Origin of the sequence: Thauera aromatica (assembly GCF_023093595.1) — a bacterium.
Taxonomy (GTDB): domain Bacteria; phylum Pseudomonadota; class Gammaproteobacteria; order Burkholderiales; family Rhodocyclaceae; genus Thauera; species Thauera aromatica_A.
In genome coordinates this window covers 59,585-77,209 of record NZ_JALLIK010000107.1, presented here as the reverse complement: position 1 = coordinate 77,209, position 17,625 = coordinate 59,585, and the positions used below count along the sequence as shown (strand labels likewise).

Sequence of the window (17,625 nt, the reverse complement as noted above, 5' to 3'; positions counted from 1 at the left end):
GATCCAGGCGGGCCGCCCCCCGCGAACGAGAGACAAGCATGACGACGAACGTGAAGATCCTGTATTTCGCCAGCCTGCGCGAAGCCGTCGGGCAGTCGGGCGAGGAGTTCGCCCTGCCCGAAGGCGTGGGTTCGGTCGGTGCGCTGCGTGCCCATCTGGCCGCCCGCGGCGAGGCCTGGCAGGCCCTGGCGGCCGGACGCAATGTGCGTGCGGCGGTCAACCAGCGCATAGTGGGGGCTGACGCACCGCTCGCGGCAGGCGACGAGGTGGCGTTTTTCCCGCCGGTAACCGGGGGTTGAAGCATGGATGTGGGCAATGAAGTAAGCGTTCAGGAAGCCGATTTCGACATCGGCGACGAGATCGAACGCCTCGGCGCGGCCCGCCGCGACATCGGTGCGGTGGCGAGCTTCGTCGGCCTGGTGCGCGACGCCAACGACGGCAGCGGCGTTTCGGCGATGACGCTGGAACATTATCCCGGCATGACTGAGCGTGCCCTCGAGGACATCGTCGCCGCCGCGCGGCAGCGCTGGTCGCTGCTCGGGGTGCGCGTGATCCATCGCTACGGCCGCCTCGAGCCGGCCGACCGCATCGTCTTCGTCGGCGTCGCCGGCGCCCACCGCGGCGAGGCCTTCGCTGCCTGCGAATTCATCATGGACTACCTGAAAACGCAGGCGCCGTTCTGGAAGCGGGAGGAAACGCCGAGCGGGGCGCGCTGGGTCGATGCGCGCGATAGCGACGACTCCGCTGCCGCACGCTGGGTGGAGGCGGACGACGCGGGTGGCGCCGCCGCCCTTCCTGCAGAGGACGCCTGCAAGGGCGAAAAAATGCGGGTCGAGGAAGTCTGGGACGAAATTGAACAACGGCGCTGAGCGAACAACGGCGCTGAGCCGGGCAGGGCGGATCGCGCTCGCTGGTGGTGGACTACGAACCGAGCCGGGCGGCGCCCGCAGGCGCTGTCCGGCTCGTCTCCGGTCCCCGGCGGGGACGCTTACTTGCGGCCTTTGCTGTCTTGCGGGGCTGCGCTGCGGAAGGCTTCAGTCGATGCTCGAGTGATCTGCTCGAATGCGGCACGGGTGGTGTCCATCGCGTTCTGAAGCGCGCTCAGCGCATTCTGGTCGGCGATCGGCATGCCCTTGAACATCTTCTGCATCGCTTCGAACATGTCCTGGGAACCGGTGCTGAGTTGTTCTCCCACCAGCTTGCCGAACTCGCTTTGCGTGCGGGCGGTGATCTCGGCGATTTCCCGTGCGCAGGAAAGCATCTTTTCCGTGGTGCTTTGCGCGTAGTGGGTGCGCAGATCCATGATGCCTTTCGGATCGTTGGCGGACGACAGCGCCTTTGCGCTTTCGACGCCTTCCTCGAACAGGCTTTTCGCCATCGCCACCTGGATTTCCATGATGCGCTGGGAGTTTTCGATCGAAAGTTGCGCCAGACGCATCGCGGTTTCGAGATTTTTTCGCTGAAGTTCGTTGAACTGCTCTTGCTTGCTGGCCATAAAGGTTCTCCACTCGCGCAAAAAAGGATCGTCCGGGGATCGCAGGAGGGGGTTCTTCGCATGCCCGCATGTCCGGCCGAGCGTGCTCGATCCGACCGCATTTTCCCCGTTCCCCGATGACAACAATATCACAGGCGCCCGCTGCGGGCGGTCGGGCCCGGGCCGGGTTTCTTGTTTTTCCTCAAGGCACCTTCCGCCGTGCCTGCATTACCATTTTCCCCGCTGCGAGTCCGGCCGCATGTCAAGTCCGGTACCCCTATCCGATGGAAGAATTCGCCATGTCCCAGAACGATGTCCACCCCTTCGATGCGCGCGGTGTCGCCAAGCGTTTCCGTCATGCGGCCATTTTCGGTGCCCTCGAGTCGCTCGAAGATGGCGAAGTGATGCGCTTCGTCAACGACCATGACCCGCTGCCGCTGCTCGGCCAGATCCAGCAGCGTTATGGCAACCAGGTCGGGATCAGCTATGTCGCGCGCGAGCCGGGCAACATTGTCATCGACTTCACCATCCAGCTCGGCGCTCCGGCGACGGCAGGGGCGCCCGCCGCTGCCGGCACGGCCGGAAGCTGCAGTGGCGGCACGAGCGGCCAGGGCTGCGGCTGCTCGGGCGGCTAAGCTTTGCCGTAGCTGCGGAACACCGCGCGGGCGTCGGCCTGCGCGCGCTCCAGCGTGCACATTGACGGATCGTCGTCGTGCGCGCTGAAAAAATCGTCCGCCTGGGCGGCCATCACCAGCTGGATGGCCGCTTTTTCGCTTTGCTCGTAGCGCTCGTAGAGCAGCGTGGCGACTTCGTCCAGGTATCGCTCGTAGGTCATGGGCATCGGCGTTGCTCCTGCAGGTCCGGGTGGTTCGATCATCATCGCAGCGTGACGAACTCTTCCGCGCTGGTGGGGTGAATGGCGACGGTGTTGTCGAAGTCGGCCTTGGTGGCGCCCATCTTGAGCGCCACGGCAAAGCCCTGCAGCATTTCGTCGGCGCCGTCGCCGATTACGTGGATGCCGACGACGCGCAGATCCTGGCCGGTGCAGATCAGCTTCATCGCCGTTTTCGGCCGATGTTCGGTGAGCGCGTGGGCCATCGCGGTGAAGCGGGTCGAGAACACCTCGACGTTGTCGAAGCGCTCGCGGGCTTCGTCCTCGGTCAGTCCCACGGTGCCGATCGGCGGGTGGCTGAAAACCACGGTCGGAATGTCGCTGTAGTCGAGGCGGCTGTCGGCCTGGCTGCGGAACAGGCGGGCGGCGAGCTTGCGCCCGGCGGCGATCGCTACCGGCGTGAGTTCGGCGCGGCCGGTGATGTCGCCGATGGCGTAGATCCCCTCGACCGCGGTGTTCTGAAAATCATCGGTGGCGATCACGCCGCCGGCTTCGGCATCGACCCCGGCCGCCTCCAGGTTCAGGTCGGCGGTGTTGGCGCGGCGCCCGGTGGCCCAGATCAGGGCATCGACTTCCAGGATGCTGCCATCGTCGCATTCGACGGACAGGGCACCGCCGGCCGGGCGGGACAGGGCGCGCACTTTCGTGCCGAAGCGCAGCGCGACTCCGTCTTCCTCCATTTGCGCCTTCAGTTCCGTACGCACCATGGTATCGAAGCCGCGCAGTAGCCCGGGGCCGCGCACCAGCATGGTGACTTCGCTGCCGAGGCCGTTGAGTACGCCCGCCAGTTCCACCGCGATGTAGCCCGCCCCGACCACCGCCACGCGCCGCGGCTGATGGTCGAGGGCGAAGAAGCCATCGGAGTCGATGCCCAGTTCCGCCCCTGGAAGGTCGGGGATCACCGGCCTTCCACCGGTGGCGATGACGATATGCCGGGCGGTGAAGCGCCGCCCGTCGACTTCGATCACATGGGGTTCGACGAAGCGGGCGAACCCGTGCACCATGTCGACGCCGGCCTTGTCCAGCATGCCGGCGTAAATGCCGTTGAGGCGGGCGATGTAGGCGTCGCGGCGCGCCTTCAGGCTGGCCCAGTCGACGGTGCCGGCGACTGCGCTGAAGCCGTAGCCGGGCGCATCGCGCATCGCCTGGGCGATTCCCGACGCATACCACATAATCTTTTTCGGGACGCAGCCCACATTGACGCAGGTGCCGCCGAGGCGCGCGCCTTCGACCAGCAGCACCCGTGCGCCGTATTCGGCCGCACGGCGTGCCGTTGCCACGCCGCCACTGCCACCGCCGATGGCGATGTAGTCGTAATGCTCCATCATTCGCTCCGTTCTGGTATTGCTCGGATTGTCCCTGTGCACCAGGCATGAATCGGTCAAGCCGGAGGTGGTGGCCGCCGAGACTCTCGCCGGTAAGCGCTTGCGTTGCCCGCTGCGGCCGATCGGCGATCGCGCCCCGGCCTTTGCGCCCGCCGCAGTGCGTGCTGTGGGCGGCCGGCGCCTACATCCGGTTCAGATCCTCAAGGGCGTCGACCACCATGCCGGTGCCGACCGCGACCAGCAGGATGTCCGCGGCCACGCGCACGAAGCGGTGCCCTTCGGGCGGTACGCCGAGCTGGACCATGATGTCGTAGGGCGGATCGTAGTACACCACGTCGCGCGGCAGCGGACGGCCGATGCGCCACTGCTTGGCCAATCCGGGCGGCATGCAGCCGTTATGTTTCTTCGCCAACCCGGGCGGGCAGCGCCCGGCGTGGAAGTGCTCGCTATAGTACGTGCGCACCGCCTCCCGATGGGAGTCGGTGAAATAGGTGCTGACCTGAATGGAGGTGTGTTGCTCGTCGCTGTCGTCGCGACGCCCGCGCTCGCCCGCTCCGGCTTTGTCGCGCTGCACCTGATTGCGGTTCGGGCTTTCCGCCTTGCCGCGCTCGGCGGGGTGCGCCTGCGTGCGTTCGGGTTTGCCACCGCCCGCCCAGTCGGGTTTTTCCGCCGCGGCCGGCGTTGCCAGCAAGGCGCCGCTCAGGGCCAGCGCGAGCGTGGTGAAGAGTTTGGGGCGGGTTTTCACACGAGGTGCCGTCATGTCCATTCTCCCGAGTGGTTCAATGCATGCGTCGTGCATCCGACGCCAGTGTAGTGGAAACGGCCCGGGGTGCAGCGCTCGCTTACCACTTGTCACCGTGACAACGGCGAGAGCGGAACCGGCGTCGGTCTTCGGGGGCGCCCCGCTTTACTCCGGAAGGCCGGCCCAACCGCTAGAATCCAGCCTCTGCCCGATGTGCCACCGCGAAATTTCTGCCATTCCATGCCGCTCACTCCCGCAGCCCGATCCCTCCTCGACATGATCTACCGTGTCGGTGCCCCGCGTTTCCATGAACTGTCCGTGGCCCAGGCCCGGCGCTCCTTCGAAAAGCTGCAGTTCGCCTTCCGTGCGGACGCACCCGCGGTGGCATCGACGGTCGAGGTACCGATCCGCCGGCCCGACGGCAGCGTCTTGCTCGCGCGCCTGTACCGGCCGCGCTCGAGCTGTCCGGCCGAGCGCCTGCCGGTGCTAGTCTACTTCCATGGTGGAGGGTGGTGTGTGGGCGATGTGCCGAGCTACGACGCGCTGTGCCGGGAACTGGCCAATGCTTCGGCCTGTGCGGTACTGTCGGTGGACTATCGGCTCGCCCCCGAGCACCCGTTCCCGGCGGCGGTCGACGATGCGCGCCTCGCCTTCGACTGGGTCGCCGGGCACGCCGAAACGCTCGGCATCGACGCTGGGCGCATCGCGCTTGGCGGCGACAGCGCGGGGGGCAATCTGGCGATCGTCACCGCACTTGCCCGGCGCGAGGCCGGCGGGCTGCAGCCCCGCTTCCTGCTGCTGATCTACCCGAGCACCGAGATCGTCAGCACGCGCGCGTCGCGCGCGCGCTATGCCGAGGGCTTCTTCCTCGATCGTGAAAGCCTGCGTTGGTTTTTCGAGCGCTATCTGCCGCAAGGCAACAGCGAGGATTGGCGGGCGTCGCCGATGCGGGCGTCTTCGCTCGCCGGGCTGCCGCCGATGCTGCTGATCGGGGCCGAGTTCGATCCCCTGATCGACGACTGCGCGGCGTTCGCCGCGCGGGTGAATGCCGAGGGAGGGGGGGTGGACTTCGTCGAAACGGCGGGCATGGTCCACGGCTTCATCACCCTCGGCAAGCTGTTTCCCGAAGCCGGAGAGGCGGTGCAACGGGCCGCGGCCGGTCTGCGCCGCCACCTGCGCGCGCTGGCCTGAGCGCGCGCGGGCGCGCTCGACGGTGGCGAGCGGGGCAGCGCAGCGTCAACGTGGCCGGCACGCGGCGCGGGTCGCTCCGTTAGAATCCGGCTTATCGATTCCGCCTGCCGTCGGCTGCGTGCGGCGCGGCGGGCTGGCCACGGACAAGACCTTGTGATGAACGATGAAGACTACATGCGTGCCGCGCTCGAGCAGGCGCGCCAGGCCGGGGCCTGCGACGAAGTGCCGGTGGGCGCGGTGGTGGTGCTCGACGGCGAGATCGTCGGGCGCGGCTTCAACCAGCCGATCGGCCGCCACGACCCCACCGCCCATGCCGAAGTGATGGCGCTGCGGGATGCCGGCGCGCGCCTGGGCAACTACCGCCTGCCCGGCGCCACGCTGTACGTGACGCTCGAGCCGTGCGCGATGTGCAGCGGCGCGATCATGCACGCGCGCCTCGCCCGCGTGGTGTTCGGCGCCCGCGACCCCAAGACCGGGGTTGCGGGCAGCGTGCTCGACCTTTTCGCCGAGGCGCGCCTGAACCACCATGCCCGCATCGAGGGCGGGCTGCTCGCCGACGAATGCGCGCGCCTGCTGTCGGGCTTCTTTGCCGCCCGCCGTGGCCGCACGCTGGTGGCCTAGCGTGCGGCCACTCCTGCGCCCATTGCATTCGCGGCCTGGCGCGTCGGCCCGGTGCGCGCCAGGAGCGGCGTGAACGAGGACGGCATGCACATCCGGATCGAAATCGGCGCGCAGCGCCTGTCGCTGTACGGCGACGATGGCGCCTGCATTCGCCGCTACCCGGTGTCGACCGCAGCGAAGGGGGCGGGGGAGGAAATGGGCAGCGAATGCACGCCGTGCGGCCGCCACCGCATCCGCGCCCGGATCGGCGCCGGTGCGCCAGCGGGGGCGGTGTTCCGCGGCCGGCGCAGGACCGGCGAGGTGTGGACGCCGGCCTTCGCCGCGCGCCATCCGGGGCGCGACTGGATTCTCAGCCGCATCCTCTGGCTGTGCGGCGAGGAGCCGGGACGCAACCGCGGCGGCACGGTCGATTCGATGCGGCGCTACATCTACATCCACGGCACCGGCGACGACCAGCCGATGGGCGAGCCGCGCTCGCACGGCTGCGTGCGCATGCGCAACCGCGACCTCATCGAGCTGTTCGAGCTGGTCGCGGTCGGTACGGTGGTGGAGATCAGCGAGTGAAGCCGTGCGTCACTTCACTGCGCAACTCGCCGTGCGGGTCCCAGCTCCACTCGCGCAAGCGGACCCGGCCGTCGCTGCCGAACAGCACCACGCTGCTGCAGCGCGTGCCGTAGCCCGGCGCGCGGATGAAGGCGGGAGAGAGCCAGCGCTCCCATTCGAGGCTGATGCCGGTGTCGGGCAGATGGGGGTCGGGCGCGGGGGTGGGGTCGCGCAGCAGCGCGAGCAGCGCGTCGAACAGCGCCTCTTCGGTGATGGGGCGTGGCTCGTCGGCGGCCGGCGTGAAGGCGCCTAGCCGCTGGGCGAGGCCGGCGCGCGCCTTCACCAGCTTCGGCCAGGGGCTATCGACGAGGTGGTTGGACAGGCCGTACACCCCGGGCTCGAGGAGATGCACCACGCCGGTGGTGCTTTCGAGCACGCCCAAGGCCCGGCCGTCGCTCAGCAGCAGGTTGAAGGCGGCGTAGCGGGCGCGCTCGGCGGCGAAGGCATGCAGGCTCGCCGCCGCGTCGCGGCCGTCTTCCAGCGCCTGGCGCACCAAGGCGCCGCGCGAGGGTGCGCCGCTGACGCGGCGGCTGGGGTCGCGGTAGTTGGTCAGGGCGGCGAAGCGGCCGTTGCGCGTCAGCCCCATCCACGTCCCGCCTGCTTCGAGGTCGCGTCCGGCGAGCAGCTCGGGGGCGTCGGTCCACCAGTGTGCCGGCGCCGCCGGGCGCTCGAAGTACTCGTCGCGATTGGCCGCGACCACCAACGGATACGCGGCGTGGGTGCGCCAGGCGAAGACGATCAGGCACATCGGCTCGGCTGCACCCTCTCAGGACAGGGCGTAGGGCAGCACCAGCAGCTGCAGCGCGGGGCCGGCGGGGGCGCCGAGACGGATCTCGCCGGCTTCGGCGCTGCTGCTCTGAAGGACGGCGAGGGCTTCGAGGCCGCCGTCGGGGGCGGGCGCCACATTCACCAGCTTGCCGGCGGACTGTTCGCCGAAATCGGGAGCGTAGAGATCCATTCCCGGCGCCGCATCGATGCCGGCGGCGATCGCCACGCGGTACATGCGCTTCTTGAGCTTGCCCAGGTACTGGGTGCGGGCGACGATTTCCTGCCCCGGGTAGCAGCCCTTGTTGAAGCTGACTCCGCCGATGAGTTCGTAGTTGAGCATCTGGGCGACGAATTCCTCCTGCGTCGGCGCGGTGACCAGAGGCAGCCCGGCGCGGACCATGACGAGCTGCCAGGCGGCGGTGCCGGCCTTGATCGCGCCCGCGGCGAGCAGGGCGTCGAACAGGGGACCGGCGCCTTCGGCCGGCGCCGCGACGACGAAGCATTGCGCGCCGAGGCGGATGCAGCGCACGCCGGCCTCATCGACCGCCTGTTTCATGTCGGCCGTCGGCAGGGGGATGCCGGCCGCCTGCAGGATGGTCGCGGCAGCGGGGCCGGCGAGGCCGACCAGCGCCAGCTCGGTGCCGGCGTTGGAGAGCTTGACCTTGCTGCGCAGCACGTACATCGACAGCTTTTTCAGGAAGGCGGGCAGGATGTCGGCCGACAGCGCCAGGACGTGGCCTTCGGCTTCGGGCCACATCAGGAAGCTGGCGATCATCCGCCCCTTGGGCGAATTGAAACTGTTCCAGGCGGCGGCATCGGGCTCCAGCTTGTTGACTTCGTTGGACACCAGGTTGTGCAGGAAGGCCGCGGAATCCGGGCCTGCCGCGCGGATCAGGCCCAGATGCAGCAGCGGCACGGCGATGGTCGCTGTGCTGGCAGCGTGCGCTTCGGTTGCCGGTTCGGCGAAAGTCACGGTGTGCTCACCCAGGGTGGCACCCAGGCGGGCGAGGTGTTCGGTCCAGGCTGTCATGGTTGGCGTGTCGGCAGTTCGGGCTGGCGTTGGTCGGGAAACGGCGCGCAGGGCCGTTCGGAATCCGCTTGACGGGCGGGGTGGGCCCGGTCCCGGAGGAGGCAGGGCGTGGCGCCGTCGGTAGCGGCCGTGCAATGCAGTATTATAAGCGCCCGCCGCATGGCGGTCGTCCCTGCGGGCAGCAGGGATTTTCGCCGGTAGGGGTTTTCGCCGGCAGGGGCCTTCGCCACAACGAATTTCGATGATGCGCTTCGCTTTCCGTGTTTTTGTCTTGCTCCTCGCGCTCGCCGCGGTGCTTGCCGCCGGCGGCGGGTGGTATGCCCATCGCCCGTTGTCGCTGCAGGCCGACAGGGTCGATTTCACCGTGCCGCGCGGGATCGGCATGCGCCAGGCGGCGACGCTGATCGAGCGCGCCGGAGTCGGCGTCGATGCGCGCCTGTTGACCTTGCTCGCGCGCGCCAGCGGCCGGGCGAACAAGATCAAGGCCGGCAGCTACGAGGTGCATGCCGGGATCACGCCGTGGCAGCTGATCCTGAAACTGTCGAACGGAGATGTCTCGCAGGGCGAGTTGCTGCTGGTCGAAGGCTGGACTTTCCGCCAGGTGCGTCAGGCGCTGGAGAACCATCCCGACCTGGAGCCGGACAGCGCGGGGCTGACGGAGGCGGAGATCCTCGCCCGCATCGGCGCGCAGGAGCGTCACCTCGAAGGCCTCTTCTTCCCCGATACCTATCTGTTCGACAAGCGCTCGAGCGCGCTCGAAGTGCTGCAGCGCGCCTACCGGGCGATGCAGGCCCGGCTCGCACGCCTGTGGGACGAACGCGATTCCGCGCTGCCGCTGTCTTCGCCCTACGAACTGCTGATCCTTGCCTCGATCGTCGAAAAGGAAACCGGGCGCCCCGAAGACCGGCCCCTGATCGCGTCGGTGTTCGCCAACCGCCTGCGCATCGGCATGCGCTTGCAGACCGACCCTACGGTGATCTACGGCCTCGGAGCCGAATTCGACGGCCGCCTGCGCCGGGCGCACATGGATGCCGACCACCCGTGGAACACCTACACCCGCGCCGGCCTGCCGCCGACACCGATCGCGATTCCCGGAGAAGCGGCGCTGCGTGCCGCGATGCGTCCGGAAAAGAGCGATTTTCTCTATTTCGTCGCCCGCGGCGATGGCAGCAGTGAGTTTTCACGCAGCCTCGACGAGCACAACCGTGCGGTGAACCGGTTCATTCGCAACGGAGCGAAACCATGAGCATGATGCCGCCGCGCCCCCCGGCCACGCCCCCGGAGCCGAGGCCCGGAGATGCGCTGGCGCCGCTTGCCGGCGCCGCCGTCCCGCGCGGGCGCTTCATCACCTTCGAAGGCATCGACGGTGCCGGCAAGAGCAGCCAGATCGCCGCCACTGTGGCGCTGCTGCGCGCGCGCGGGATCGTCGTCGAGCAGACCCGCGAACCCGGCGGCACGGTGCTCGGCGAGCGCCTGCGCGAGCTGCTGCTGCACGAACCGATGCACCTCGAAACGGAAGCCATGCTGATGTTCGCCGCTCGCCGCGAGCACCTCGCCGCGCGTATCGGGCCGGCGCTTGCTGCCGGCTGCTGGGTGGTGTGCGACCGCTTCTCGGATGCCACTTTCGCCTACCAGGTCGGCGGGCGCGGACTGGCGCGGGACAAGTTCGAGGCTCTCGAAGCCTGGGTCCACCCCGGACTGCAGCCCGATCTCACCCTGGTGTTCGATCTCGTGCCGGAGATCGCCGCGGCGCGGGTCGCCGCCAGCGGCGCCGATCCCGACCGTTTCGAGCGCGAGCAGCGCGATTTCTTCGTCCGCGTGCGCGAGGCCTATCTCGAGCGCGCACGGTTGGCGCCGCAGCGCATCTGCGTGATCGACGCCGACCGTACGCCGGACGTCATCCGTACCGAGATCGAGCGCCTGCTGGGCGAGCGTTTCTTCCCATGATCCATCCCTGGCTGCAGCCCGCCTGGACCCGCCTCGTCGAACTCGGCGCGCGCCTGCCGCATGCGCTGCTCTTCATCGGCGCCGCCGGGCTGGGCAAGCGCGAACTGGCCGAAGCGCTCGCCGCGCGCCTGCTGTGCGACGCGCCGCAGGCCGACGGCCATGCCTGCGGCCGCTGCGGCCCCTGCCAGTGGCGGGTCGCCGGCAACCACCCGGATCTGCATCGCGTGGCGCCGGCCGCCGAGGCGGCCGAGGCCGAAGGGAGCGAGGCCGCCGCGCGCGAGGCCGGCGGCAAGACCGCTTCCGCCCAGATCGTGATCGAGCAGATCCGCGAACTGCAGGCGGCACTGAATATGACCGGCCACCACAGCGCGCGCCGGGTGGTGGTGCTCGAGCCGGCCGAGGCAATGAACCCATTCACCGCCAATGCGCTGCTCAAGCTTCTCGAAGAGCCGCCTGCGGGCTGCGTCTTCCTGCTCGTGTCCTCGGCGCCGCGGCGCCTGCTGCCGACGATTCGCAGCCGCTGCCAGCAGTGGCCGTTCGGGCGCCCGGACGAAGCCGGGCTGGCGCGCTGGAGGGCGCAGGCCGAGCCCGATGCGCGCGCCTTGCTGGCCCTGGGGGGCGGCATGCCGCTGGCCGCCGAGCGGCTCGCCCGGGCCGGGGGGGCGGCCTTCTTGGCCCGCTTCGTCCGCGACCTGGGGAACGTGCAGGCGAGCGGGGTGCTGCAGTTGGCCGGGCAGTGGGAGGCGTGGCTGAAGTCGAAGGAAGCGCAGGGCGCCGGTTTCGGCCTGCCCGAGCTGAGCGGCTGGATGCAGCGCTGGGTCAGCGACCTGGCGGCGTTGCGCCTGGGCGGGCGGGTGCGCTTCTTCCCGGCGCAGGAGGCGGTGCTCGCCGCGCTTGCCGGGCGCAGCAGCGTTGCCGCCGCGAGCGCCTGCTACAATGAGCTGGCGCAGATCCACAAGGTCTCCCGCCACCCCTTGAGCCTGCGCCTGGTGCTTGAAGACATGTTGATGCGCTACGCCCGCGCTGTCGCCGGATCCCGTCGATGAGTGAAACCGCTCCCGCCGCTGCACGCCCCGGCGTGCTCTCGATCAATATCAGCTCGAAGTCCGCGCTTTATGCTGCGTACATGCCGTTCCTGAAAAACGGCGGCATTTTCGTGCCCACCCCGAAGACCTACAGGCTCGGCGCCGAAATCTTCATGCTGTTGCAGCTGATCGACGACCCGGCGCGCCACCCGGTCGCCGGTACGGTGGTGTGGATCACCCCCTATGGCGCCCAGGGCGGGCGCACCCAGGGCGTTGGCGTGCATTTTTCCGACGACGATGCGGGCAAGGTGGTGCGCGGGCGCATCGAGCAGATCCTCGCCGGGCACCTCGGCTCGAGCCGGCCCACGCATACGCTGTGATGTCGCAGCCGGGGGCGGGGTCCGCTCCGGTCCGCCCGATCCTGGTTTTTCGCCATGCAAACGGATACATGATGTACGTCGATTCACACTGCCACCTCGATTTTCCCGATCTCGCCTGCCGCGAGGACGAGATCCTCGCCACCATGGCCGCCAACCGCGTCGGCGCCGCGTTGTGCGTCGGCGTCAAGCTGGAGGATTTCCCGCGCGTGCGCGGACTGGCCGAGCGCCATCCCCGGCTGTGGGCCTCGGTCGGGGTGCACCCCGACAACGCCGACTGCGAGGAGCCGACCGTCGAGCGCCTGTGTGCGCTCGCCGCCCATCCCAGGGTGGTGGCGATCGGCGAGACCGGGCTCGACTACCACTGGCACCAGGACGCACCGCAGTGGCAGCGGGCGCGTTTTCGCACCCACATCCGCGCCGCCCGCGCCGCCGCCAAGCCGTTGATCATCCACACCCGCAGCGCCGCCGAAGACACCCTGCGCCTGATGCGGGAAGAACACGCCGCCGAGGCCGGCGGCGTCATGCACTGCTTCACCGAGAGCCGGGAAGTGGCCGAGGCCGCGCTGGCGCTCGGCTTCTACATCTCGTTTTCGGGTATCGTCACTTTCCGCAATGCCAAAGAACTGAAGGAGGTGGCGAAGATCGTCCCGCTCGAGCGCCTGCTGATCGAGACCGACGCCCCTTATCTCGCTCCGGTGCCGCATCGCGGCAAGACCAACGAACCCGGCTGGGTCGTGCATGTCGCCGAGGAACTTGCCCGCCTGCGCGGCGAGCCCCTCGAACGCATCGAACAGGCCACCACCGACAACTTCTACCGTCTCTTCCGCCATGCTCAAGGTTTTCACTCCGGCCCCGCTTCCGCCCTGCAGGGCGTCTGATCCCGGGGCTTTCCTAGCCGTCGCCGGCGTGCGCCGCGCGGCGCTGGTGACGCTCGTCGTCCTCGGCCTTGCGGCCGGGGGGGCGCACGCCGGGAGCTACGACGACGCTCTGGCGGCGGCCCGCCTCGGTGATGCGCGCGCCCTCGCCAGCCTGCTCGATCGCGGCATCGACCCCGACACCGTCGATGCCCAGGGCAACACCTTGCTGATCCTCGCCGCCCGCGAAGGGCAGCGTGCTGCCGTCGATACTTTGCTGGCGCGGCGGGTGCGGATCGATTACCGCAACCTCGCCGGGGATTCGGCGCTGATGCTGGCCGTGCTCCGCGGCCACGACGACGTCGCGCGCGCCCTGCTGCAGGCCGGCGCGAAGGTCAATCACGAGGGCTGGGCGCCGCTGCACTATGCCGCCTTCGAAGGGCGCGAGGCCCTCGTCGATGCGCTCGTCGCCGCCGGGGCCGAAGTCAACGCCCCGGCGCCCAACCAAGCCACCGCGCTGTCACTGGCGGCGCGCAACGGCCATATCGGTGTCGTCCGCCGGCTGCTGGCGTTGCCGCAGACCGAGCTCAACGCGCTCACCGATACCGGCCTGTCGGCCGACGTCTGGGCCGAACGGCAAGGCAACACCGACATCGCCGCGCTGATCCGCGCCGAGCGTCAGCGCCGCGGCCTGCCCGCGCCGGCACTGCGGCTCAGGATCGAGTAGGGGCGGCGGCCGGCCCTGCCACCGGCGGGCGCGCAAGACCGTTTCGAACGAGGCGGTCGCTGCGCTGGCCCCCAGGGCGCGCAGGCGCGAGCCTGTTTCGATGCATGGTAAGCTCGTCGCGCTTCCCATTGTTCTGCACCGATGAACGCCTCTCCGCACTGGGCTGAACGTACGTTCCCGTTCCTCGGCTGGCCGCGCCTGTGGCGCCAGCACGGGGTGCGCGGCGACCTCGTCGCCGGTGTCACCGTCACCCTGGTGCTGGTGCCGCAGGCGCTGGCCTATGCGCAACTCGCCGGCCTGCCTCCCCATCTCGGTCTCTATGCGGCGTTGCTGCCGGCGCTGGTGGGCGCCTTGTTCGGTTCCTGCGGGGCGCTGTCGACCGGGCCGGTGGCGCTCACCTCTCTGCTTTCGGGGGCGAGCCTGCTGTCGCTGGCGCAGCCCGATACGCCTGAATTCATCGCGCTCGCGGTCGTGCTCGCGCTGCTGTCCGGGCTGATCCAGCTGGTGCTGGGCCTGCTTCGTGCCGGCTGGCTGCTGAACCTGTTGTCGCGTCCGGTGATGGCCGGCTTCATCAATGCCTCGGCGCTATTGATCGGCTTGTCCCAGCTGCCCGCGCTGCTCGGCCTGTCGCTGCCCCGGGCCGAGCATTTTCTGGTCGGGCTGTGGCACTTGTTCGCCGGCACCGATCCCTTCCACCTGGCGTCTGTGCTGTATGGCGGCCTGGCCTTGTTCGCGCTGGTTGCGCTGCGCCGGTTCGTGCCCCGCTTGCCGGGAGTGCTCCTGGTGGTGGCGTCGACAACCGCGGTCTCGGCGCTCACCGGGTTCGCCGCGCAAGGCGGCGCTGTGGTCGGTACGGTACCGTCCGGCCTGCCTTCCCTCGGCTTGCCGGTGATCGACTGGAACATGCTGGTGGCCCTGTTCCCGGCTGCGTTCGTGATCGCACTGGTGAGCTTCATGGAGGCAGCCTCGAGTGCGACCGTGATCACTGCCCGGACCGGCATGTCGTGGAACCAGAACCAGGAACTCATCGGCCAGGGGCTGGCCAAGCTGGCTGCCGCCGCGAGCGGTGCGATGCCGGTCAGTGCGTCGTTTTCACGCTCGGCGCTCAACCATGCCAGCGGCGCGCGTACCGGATTGTCGTCGCTGCTCACCGCCGCCGGCGTGCTGCTGAGCCTGCAGTATCTCACCCCGCTGCTGTGGCATCTGCCGATCGCGGTGCTCGCTGCGGTGATCCTGCTGGTGGTGGCCAACCTCATCGACTTTCACGCGCTGACCGGCGCATGGAAGGCCGGGCGCGAAGACGGTCTGGCGGCGGTGACCACTTTTTGCGCGACCCTCGTGTTCGCCCCCAACATCCAGAACGGCATCCTCACCGGACTCATGTTGTCGCTGGCGCTGATGCTCTACCGTGATATGCAGCCGCGGGTGGCCCTGCTCGGCATGCACCCGGACGGCACTTACCGGGACTTGAAGCGTTTCGGTCTCGAACACCCCCATCCCAATCTGGTCATCATGCGCTTCGACAGTCCGCTGACCTTCGTCACCGCGAAGTCTTTCGAAGAGGCGGCGGCACGTGCCGCCCAGGCCCAGCCCGAAGTTGAGTTCCTGCTGATTTCCGCGGCCGGCATCAACGCCATCGATGCCACCGGTCAACACGCGATTTCCGCCCTCCACGAGCGCCTGCGCCTGAAGGGCCAGGTGCTGGCCTTCTGCGGGCTGAAGAAGCAGGCCGTCGATGCGCTCGAGCGCACCGGGCTATGGGTGCGCTTGAGCGAACACGGGCAGTACCGCACCGAGCACCACGCGCTCGACGCCCTGCTGCCCCGTCTTTCCCGACCTTCCGGATAGAGGCGGGCCGCCCTTCGTGCGGAAGCCGGCAAAGAACGTCATCGATCCCGCCCCATCGGCCGCGTGCCGCTCATCCACTTGTCCGAGTCAGCGATGTCAGATATTTCCCCGGAGGCCGGCCGAGGGCTTTTTTGAACATGGTGATGAAGGCGGTGACCGATTCGTAGCCGAGTTCGGCGGAGACTTGCTGCACGCTGGCGCCAGCGGCCAGCCGGCGCAGGGCGACCAGGAGCTGCAATTGCTGGCGCCAGCGTCCGAAGCTGAGGCCGGTTTCGCGCAGCATCAGGCGGGCGAGGGTGCGCTCGCTGGTGGCGACGCGGGCCGCCCATTCGGGCAGGGTGGCGCGGTCGGCCGGGTTGCGGGTCAGGGCGTCGGCAATGTGGCGGATGCGCGGCTCGTCCGAGATCGGCAGATGAAGCTGTTCGACCGGCATGTTCGGCAACTCGTCGAGCAGCACGCGGGCGACACGGCCGGTGGCGCTGTCGGCAGCGTACTCGTGCGGCTGGTCGGCAAGGTGCTGGATCAGCTCGCGCACGAGGGGCGAAATCGCCAGCGTGCAGCAGCGGTGCGGCAGCGCGGTGGCGCCCGGCTCGACGAACAGCAGGCAGATGCGGGCGTTGGGCGTGACCCGGTTGCTGTGTGGCATCGCACCGGGCACCCATACCGCACAGTTGGGTGGCACCATCCACAGCGCATGGGGCACCTCGCAGCTGATGGCGCCGCGCAGCGCGAGCACGAGTTGCCCCTTGCGGTGCCGGTGCACCGGAGTTTCGTTGTCGTTCCTGGTCGTTTCGACCCGCAGGGCGATCGCCGGGCTGGTGATGCGGTCGGGGTCGAAGTGGCGCAAGGAGGCATCGAGGAGCATTGGCGTGGCTGTTTTTGGAGATTAATTGGCAATCTATCCAGATACTCCCGGCCGGTAAATCCGTAAGCTTGGCGGCATCGCACGTTTTTCCGGATGCCCCCATGAGCCAGGCCCGCCCCGTCCCCTCCGCCGCTCCGCGCACGGTAGTGCTGCTGATCGGCATCTTGCTGGTCGCCGCCAACCTGCGCGCGCCGATCACCGGGCTGGCGCCGGTGCTGGGCATGATTCAGGACGCCTTTGCGCTGAGCACCGCACACGCCGGCCTGCTTACCACCTTGCCGTTGCTGGCCTTCGCCCTGGTGTCGCCGGTGGCCCCCTGGCTGGCGCGCCGCTTCGGCCTGGCACGTGCGCTGTTCGCGGCCCTGGTGCTGCTCGCCGCCGGCGTGGTGCTGCGCTCGGCGGGGCCGGCGTGGAGCCTTTTTGTCGGCACCGCGGTGATCGGCGCCGGGATCGCGGTGGGGAACGTGTTGCTGCCGGCGCTGCTCAAGCGCGACTTCCCCACCCGGATCGCCAGCGTCACCGGCGCGTACGCGCTGGCGATGGGCGCCGCCGCCGCAGTGGCTTCGGCAACGGTGTTCCCGCTTGCGAGCGGCTTCGGGCTCGGTTGGTCGGGTGCGCTGCTGGCGATGCTGGTACTGCCGGTGGTGGCGATGCTGCTGTGGTCGCCGCAGCTCGGCGAGCGGGCCGCGGTCGCCCAGCCCGGTGGCGGGGCGCCGGCCGCGAGCCCGATCTGGCGTCATCCCCTGGCCTGGCAGGTGACGCTGTTCATGGGGCTCAACTCGTTCATTTATTACGTGATGATCGGCTGGTTGCCCGCGATCCTCGCCAGCCGCGGCTATTCGGCGGCCGAGGCCGGGTCGCTGCACGGCCTGATGCAGCTTGCCTCCGCGGTCCCCGGGCTGGTGCTGGGGCCGCTGATCCAGCGTCTGCACGACCAGCGGAGGGTCGCGCTGGCGACCTCGCTACTGGTCGCCGGCGCGCTGCTCGGCCTCCAGTGGCTGCCGCAGCTGGCCGGCCTGTGGGTGGCGTGCTTCGGCTTCGGCACCGGGGCCTGCATCATCCTGGCGCTGATGTTCATGGGGCTGCGCACCGAAAACCCGCGCCAGGCGGCCGCCCTGTCGGGAATGGCGCAGTGCGTCGGCTACCTGCTGGCGGCCTTCGGCCCGCCCCTCATCGGCGGGCTGCGCGACCGGTCGCAGGACTGGACCCTGGCGCTGACGGTGTGCCTGGCGCTGTCGCTGGCGATGGCCGCAGTCGGCATGCTGGCCGGACGCAACCGCCGTATCCGCAGTGCGAGCACGGCGGCGGGCACCCCGGCCGCCGGCTGAGGACG

Annotated in this window: 21 protein-coding genes; 14 read left to right on the top strand and 7 right to left on the bottom strand. The window is 69.3% G+C overall.

All coding sequences use genetic code 11. From position 1 onward, the window contains the following. Positions 1 to 38 precede the first annotated feature (38 nt). Both moaD and moaE read left to right on the top strand, forming a co-directional pair. Positions 39 to 299 (top strand): molybdopterin converting factor subunit 1, encoded by a 261-nt coding sequence (gene moaD, locus MXC99_RS13080; RefSeq protein ID WP_247725874.1) that lies wholly within the window; start codon positions 39 to 41, stop codon positions 297 to 299. A 3-nt stretch (positions 300 to 302) separates the two neighbouring features. After that, entirely contained in the window at positions 303 to 869 is a 567-nt protein-coding gene (gene moaE / locus MXC99_RS13075) for a molybdopterin synthase catalytic subunit MoaE (RefSeq protein ID WP_247725873.1), read from the top strand. A gap of 119 nt (positions 870 to 988) precedes the next feature. Here the strand turns inward: moaE and MXC99_RS13070 are convergent, their stop codons facing one another. Beyond that, positions 989 to 1,495, bottom strand: coding sequence for a phasin family protein (locus MXC99_RS13070; protein WP_247725872.1), 507 nt, complete (start codon positions 1,493 to 1,495; stop codon positions 989 to 991). Positions 1,496 to 1,773: 278 nt separating this feature from the next. Here MXC99_RS13070 and MXC99_RS13065 point away from each other — a divergent pair, with 278 nt between their 5' ends. After that, positions 1,774 to 2,109: a DUF2249 domain-containing protein gene (locus tag MXC99_RS13065; RefSeq protein ID WP_247725871.1), complete on the top strand. Its 336-nt coding sequence runs from the start codon at positions 1,774 to 1,776 to the stop codon at positions 2,107 to 2,109. Here MXC99_RS13065 and MXC99_RS13060 read toward each other — a convergent pair. From MXC99_RS13060 to MXC99_RS13050, 3 genes are all read right to left on the bottom strand, one after another. Further along, complete coding sequence (locus MXC99_RS13060; RefSeq protein ID WP_247725870.1) at positions 2,106 to 2,315, bottom strand: hypothetical protein; 210 nt, start codon at positions 2,313 to 2,315, stop codon at positions 2,106 to 2,108. The two genes, MXC99_RS13065 and MXC99_RS13060, sit on opposite strands and share 4 nt — an antisense overlap. A gap of 35 nt (positions 2,316 to 2,350) precedes the next feature. After that, on the bottom strand, positions 2,351 to 3,691 hold the full coding sequence (gene gorA, locus MXC99_RS13055) for a glutathione-disulfide reductase (protein ID WP_247725869.1): 1,341 nt from the start codon (positions 3,689 to 3,691) through the stop codon (positions 2,351 to 2,353). A 181-nt stretch (positions 3,692 to 3,872) separates the two neighbouring features. Continuing rightward, entirely contained in the window at positions 3,873 to 4,451 is a 579-nt protein-coding gene (locus MXC99_RS13050) for an RcnB family protein (RefSeq protein ID WP_247725868.1), read from the bottom strand. 222 nt (positions 4,452 to 4,673) lie between these two features. Here MXC99_RS13050 and MXC99_RS13045 point away from each other — a divergent pair, with 222 nt between their 5' ends. From MXC99_RS13045 to MXC99_RS13035, 3 genes are all read left to right on the top strand, one after another. Beyond that, on the top strand, positions 4,674 to 5,624 hold the full coding sequence (locus MXC99_RS13045) for an alpha/beta hydrolase (RefSeq protein WP_247725867.1): 951 nt from the start codon (positions 4,674 to 4,676) through the stop codon (positions 5,622 to 5,624). Positions 5,625 to 5,780: 156 nt separating this feature from the next. After that, complete coding sequence (tadA, locus tag MXC99_RS13040) at positions 5,781 to 6,245, top strand: tRNA adenosine(34) deaminase TadA (RefSeq protein WP_075148582.1); 465 nt, start codon at positions 5,781 to 5,783, stop codon at positions 6,243 to 6,245. Between the two features lie 84 nt (positions 6,246 to 6,329). Beyond that, positions 6,330 to 6,809: a L,D-transpeptidase gene (locus MXC99_RS13035; protein ID WP_247725866.1), complete on the top strand. Its 480-nt coding sequence runs from the start codon at positions 6,330 to 6,332 to the stop codon at positions 6,807 to 6,809. Here the strand turns inward: MXC99_RS13035 and MXC99_RS13030 are convergent. After that, positions 6,799 to 7,596: an NRDE family protein gene (locus MXC99_RS13030; protein WP_247725865.1), complete on the bottom strand. Its 798-nt coding sequence runs from the start codon at positions 7,594 to 7,596 to the stop codon at positions 6,799 to 6,801. The two genes, MXC99_RS13035 and MXC99_RS13030, sit on opposite strands and share 11 nt — an antisense overlap. An 18-nt stretch (positions 7,597 to 7,614) precedes the next feature. After that, entirely contained in the window at positions 7,615 to 8,646 is a 1,032-nt protein-coding gene (locus MXC99_RS13025) for a YgfZ/GcvT domain-containing protein (protein WP_247725864.1), read from the bottom strand. Between the two features lie 241 nt (positions 8,647 to 8,887). Between MXC99_RS13025 and mltG the strand changes: the two genes are divergently transcribed. The 7 genes from mltG (at position 8,888) to MXC99_RS12990 (ending at position 15,427) form a co-directional block, all read left to right on the top strand. Continuing rightward, positions 8,888 to 9,892, top strand: a complete 1,005-nt coding sequence (gene mltG, locus MXC99_RS13020) for an endolytic transglycosylase MltG (protein WP_247725863.1) — start codon at positions 8,888 to 8,890, stop codon at positions 9,890 to 9,892. Further along, complete coding sequence (gene tmk, locus MXC99_RS13015) at positions 9,889 to 10,593, top strand: dTMP kinase (RefSeq protein WP_247725862.1); 705 nt, start codon at positions 9,889 to 9,891, stop codon at positions 10,591 to 10,593. Before mltG ends, tmk begins: the two co-directional genes overlap by 4 nt. Further along, complete coding sequence (gene holB, locus MXC99_RS13010) at positions 10,590 to 11,639, top strand: DNA polymerase III subunit delta' (RefSeq protein WP_247725861.1); 1,050 nt, start codon at positions 10,590 to 10,592, stop codon at positions 11,637 to 11,639. Before tmk ends, holB begins: the two co-directional genes overlap by 4 nt. After that, positions 11,636 to 11,998: a PilZ domain-containing protein gene (locus tag MXC99_RS13005; protein ID WP_247725860.1), complete on the top strand. Its 363-nt coding sequence runs from the start codon at positions 11,636 to 11,638 to the stop codon at positions 11,996 to 11,998. Before holB ends, MXC99_RS13005 begins: the two co-directional genes overlap by 4 nt. Before the next feature lie 71 nt (positions 11,999 to 12,069). Next, positions 12,070 to 12,876: a TatD family hydrolase gene (locus MXC99_RS13000; RefSeq protein WP_247725859.1), complete on the top strand. Its 807-nt coding sequence runs from the start codon at positions 12,070 to 12,072 to the stop codon at positions 12,874 to 12,876. Positions 12,877 to 12,922: 46 nt separating this feature from the next. Further along, positions 12,923 to 13,579, top strand: coding sequence for an ankyrin repeat domain-containing protein (locus MXC99_RS12995; RefSeq protein ID WP_247725858.1), 657 nt, complete (start codon positions 12,923 to 12,925; stop codon positions 13,577 to 13,579). Between the two features lie 141 nt (positions 13,580 to 13,720). Beyond that, positions 13,721 to 15,427, top strand: a complete 1,707-nt coding sequence (locus MXC99_RS12990) for a SulP family inorganic anion transporter (RefSeq protein ID WP_247725857.1) — start codon at positions 13,721 to 13,723, stop codon at positions 15,425 to 15,427. Between the two features lie 70 nt (positions 15,428 to 15,497). Here MXC99_RS12990 and MXC99_RS12985 read toward each other — a convergent pair whose 3' ends face one another. Continuing rightward, a complete protein-coding gene (locus tag MXC99_RS12985) occupies positions 15,498 to 16,292 on the bottom strand; it encodes an AraC family transcriptional regulator (protein ID WP_247725856.1) in 795 nt (264 codons plus the stop codon). 101 nt (positions 16,293 to 16,393) lie between these two features. On the opposite strand from MXC99_RS12985, the gene MXC99_RS12980 reads away from it, so the two are divergent. Beyond that, positions 16,394 to 17,620, top strand: a complete 1,227-nt coding sequence (locus MXC99_RS12980; protein WP_247725855.1) for an MFS transporter — start codon at positions 16,394 to 16,396, stop codon at positions 17,618 to 17,620. Positions 17,621 to 17,625: the final 5 nt, after the last annotated feature.

What these genes read in the sequence shown, in the direction of transcription:
- moaD (WP_247725874.1), top strand. Translation starts at nt 39, where the DNA reads ATGACGACGAACGTGAAGATCCTGTATTTCGCCAGCCTGCGCGAAGCC.
- moaE (WP_247725873.1), top strand. Translation starts at nt 303, where the DNA reads ATGGATGTGGGCAATGAAGTAAGCGTTCAGGAAGCCGATTTCGACATC.
- MXC99_RS13070 (WP_247725872.1), bottom strand. Translation starts at nt 1,495, where the DNA reads ATGGCCAGCAAGCAAGAGCAGTTCAACGAACTTCAGCGAAAAAATCTC.
- MXC99_RS13065 (WP_247725871.1), top strand. Translation starts at nt 1,774, where the DNA reads ATGTCCCAGAACGATGTCCACCCCTTCGATGCGCGCGGTGTCGCCAAG.
- MXC99_RS13060 (WP_247725870.1), bottom strand. Translation starts at nt 2,315, where the DNA reads ATGCCCATGACCTACGAGCGATACCTGGACGAAGTCGCCACGCTGCTC.
- gorA (WP_247725869.1), bottom strand. Translation starts at nt 3,691, where the DNA reads ATGGAGCATTACGACTACATCGCCATCGGCGGTGGCAGTGGCGGCGTG.
- MXC99_RS13050 (WP_247725868.1), bottom strand. Translation starts at nt 4,451, where the DNA reads ATGACGGCACCTCGTGTGAAAACCCGCCCCAAACTCTTCACCACGCTC.
- MXC99_RS13045 (WP_247725867.1), top strand. Translation starts at nt 4,674, where the DNA reads ATGCCGCTCACTCCCGCAGCCCGATCCCTCCTCGACATGATCTACCGT.
- tadA (WP_075148582.1), top strand. Translation starts at nt 5,781, where the DNA reads ATGAACGATGAAGACTACATGCGTGCCGCGCTCGAGCAGGCGCGCCAG.
- MXC99_RS13035 (WP_247725866.1), top strand. Translation starts at nt 6,330, where the DNA reads ATGCACATCCGGATCGAAATCGGCGCGCAGCGCCTGTCGCTGTACGGC.
- MXC99_RS13030 (WP_247725865.1), bottom strand. Translation starts at nt 7,596, where the DNA reads ATGTGCCTGATCGTCTTCGCCTGGCGCACCCACGCCGCGTATCCGTTG.
- MXC99_RS13025 (WP_247725864.1), bottom strand. Translation starts at nt 8,646, where the DNA reads ATGACAGCCTGGACCGAACACCTCGCCCGCCTGGGTGCCACCCTGGGT.
- mltG (WP_247725863.1), top strand. Translation starts at nt 8,888, where the DNA reads ATGATGCGCTTCGCTTTCCGTGTTTTTGTCTTGCTCCTCGCGCTCGCC.
- tmk (WP_247725862.1), top strand. Translation starts at nt 9,889, where the DNA reads ATGAGCATGATGCCGCCGCGCCCCCCGGCCACGCCCCCGGAGCCGAGG.
- holB (WP_247725861.1), top strand. Translation starts at nt 10,590, where the DNA reads ATGATCCATCCCTGGCTGCAGCCCGCCTGGACCCGCCTCGTCGAACTC.
- MXC99_RS13005 (WP_247725860.1), top strand. Translation starts at nt 11,636, where the DNA reads ATGAGTGAAACCGCTCCCGCCGCTGCACGCCCCGGCGTGCTCTCGATC.
- MXC99_RS13000 (WP_247725859.1), top strand. Translation starts at nt 12,070, where the DNA reads ATGTACGTCGATTCACACTGCCACCTCGATTTTCCCGATCTCGCCTGC.
- MXC99_RS12990 (WP_247725857.1), top strand. Translation starts at nt 13,721, where the DNA reads ATGAACGCCTCTCCGCACTGGGCTGAACGTACGTTCCCGTTCCTCGGC.
- MXC99_RS12985 (WP_247725856.1), bottom strand. Translation starts at nt 16,292, where the DNA reads ATGCTCCTCGATGCCTCCTTGCGCCACTTCGACCCCGACCGCATCACC.
- MXC99_RS12980 (WP_247725855.1), top strand. Translation starts at nt 16,394, where the DNA reads ATGAGCCAGGCCCGCCCCGTCCCCTCCGCCGCTCCGCGCACGGTAGTG.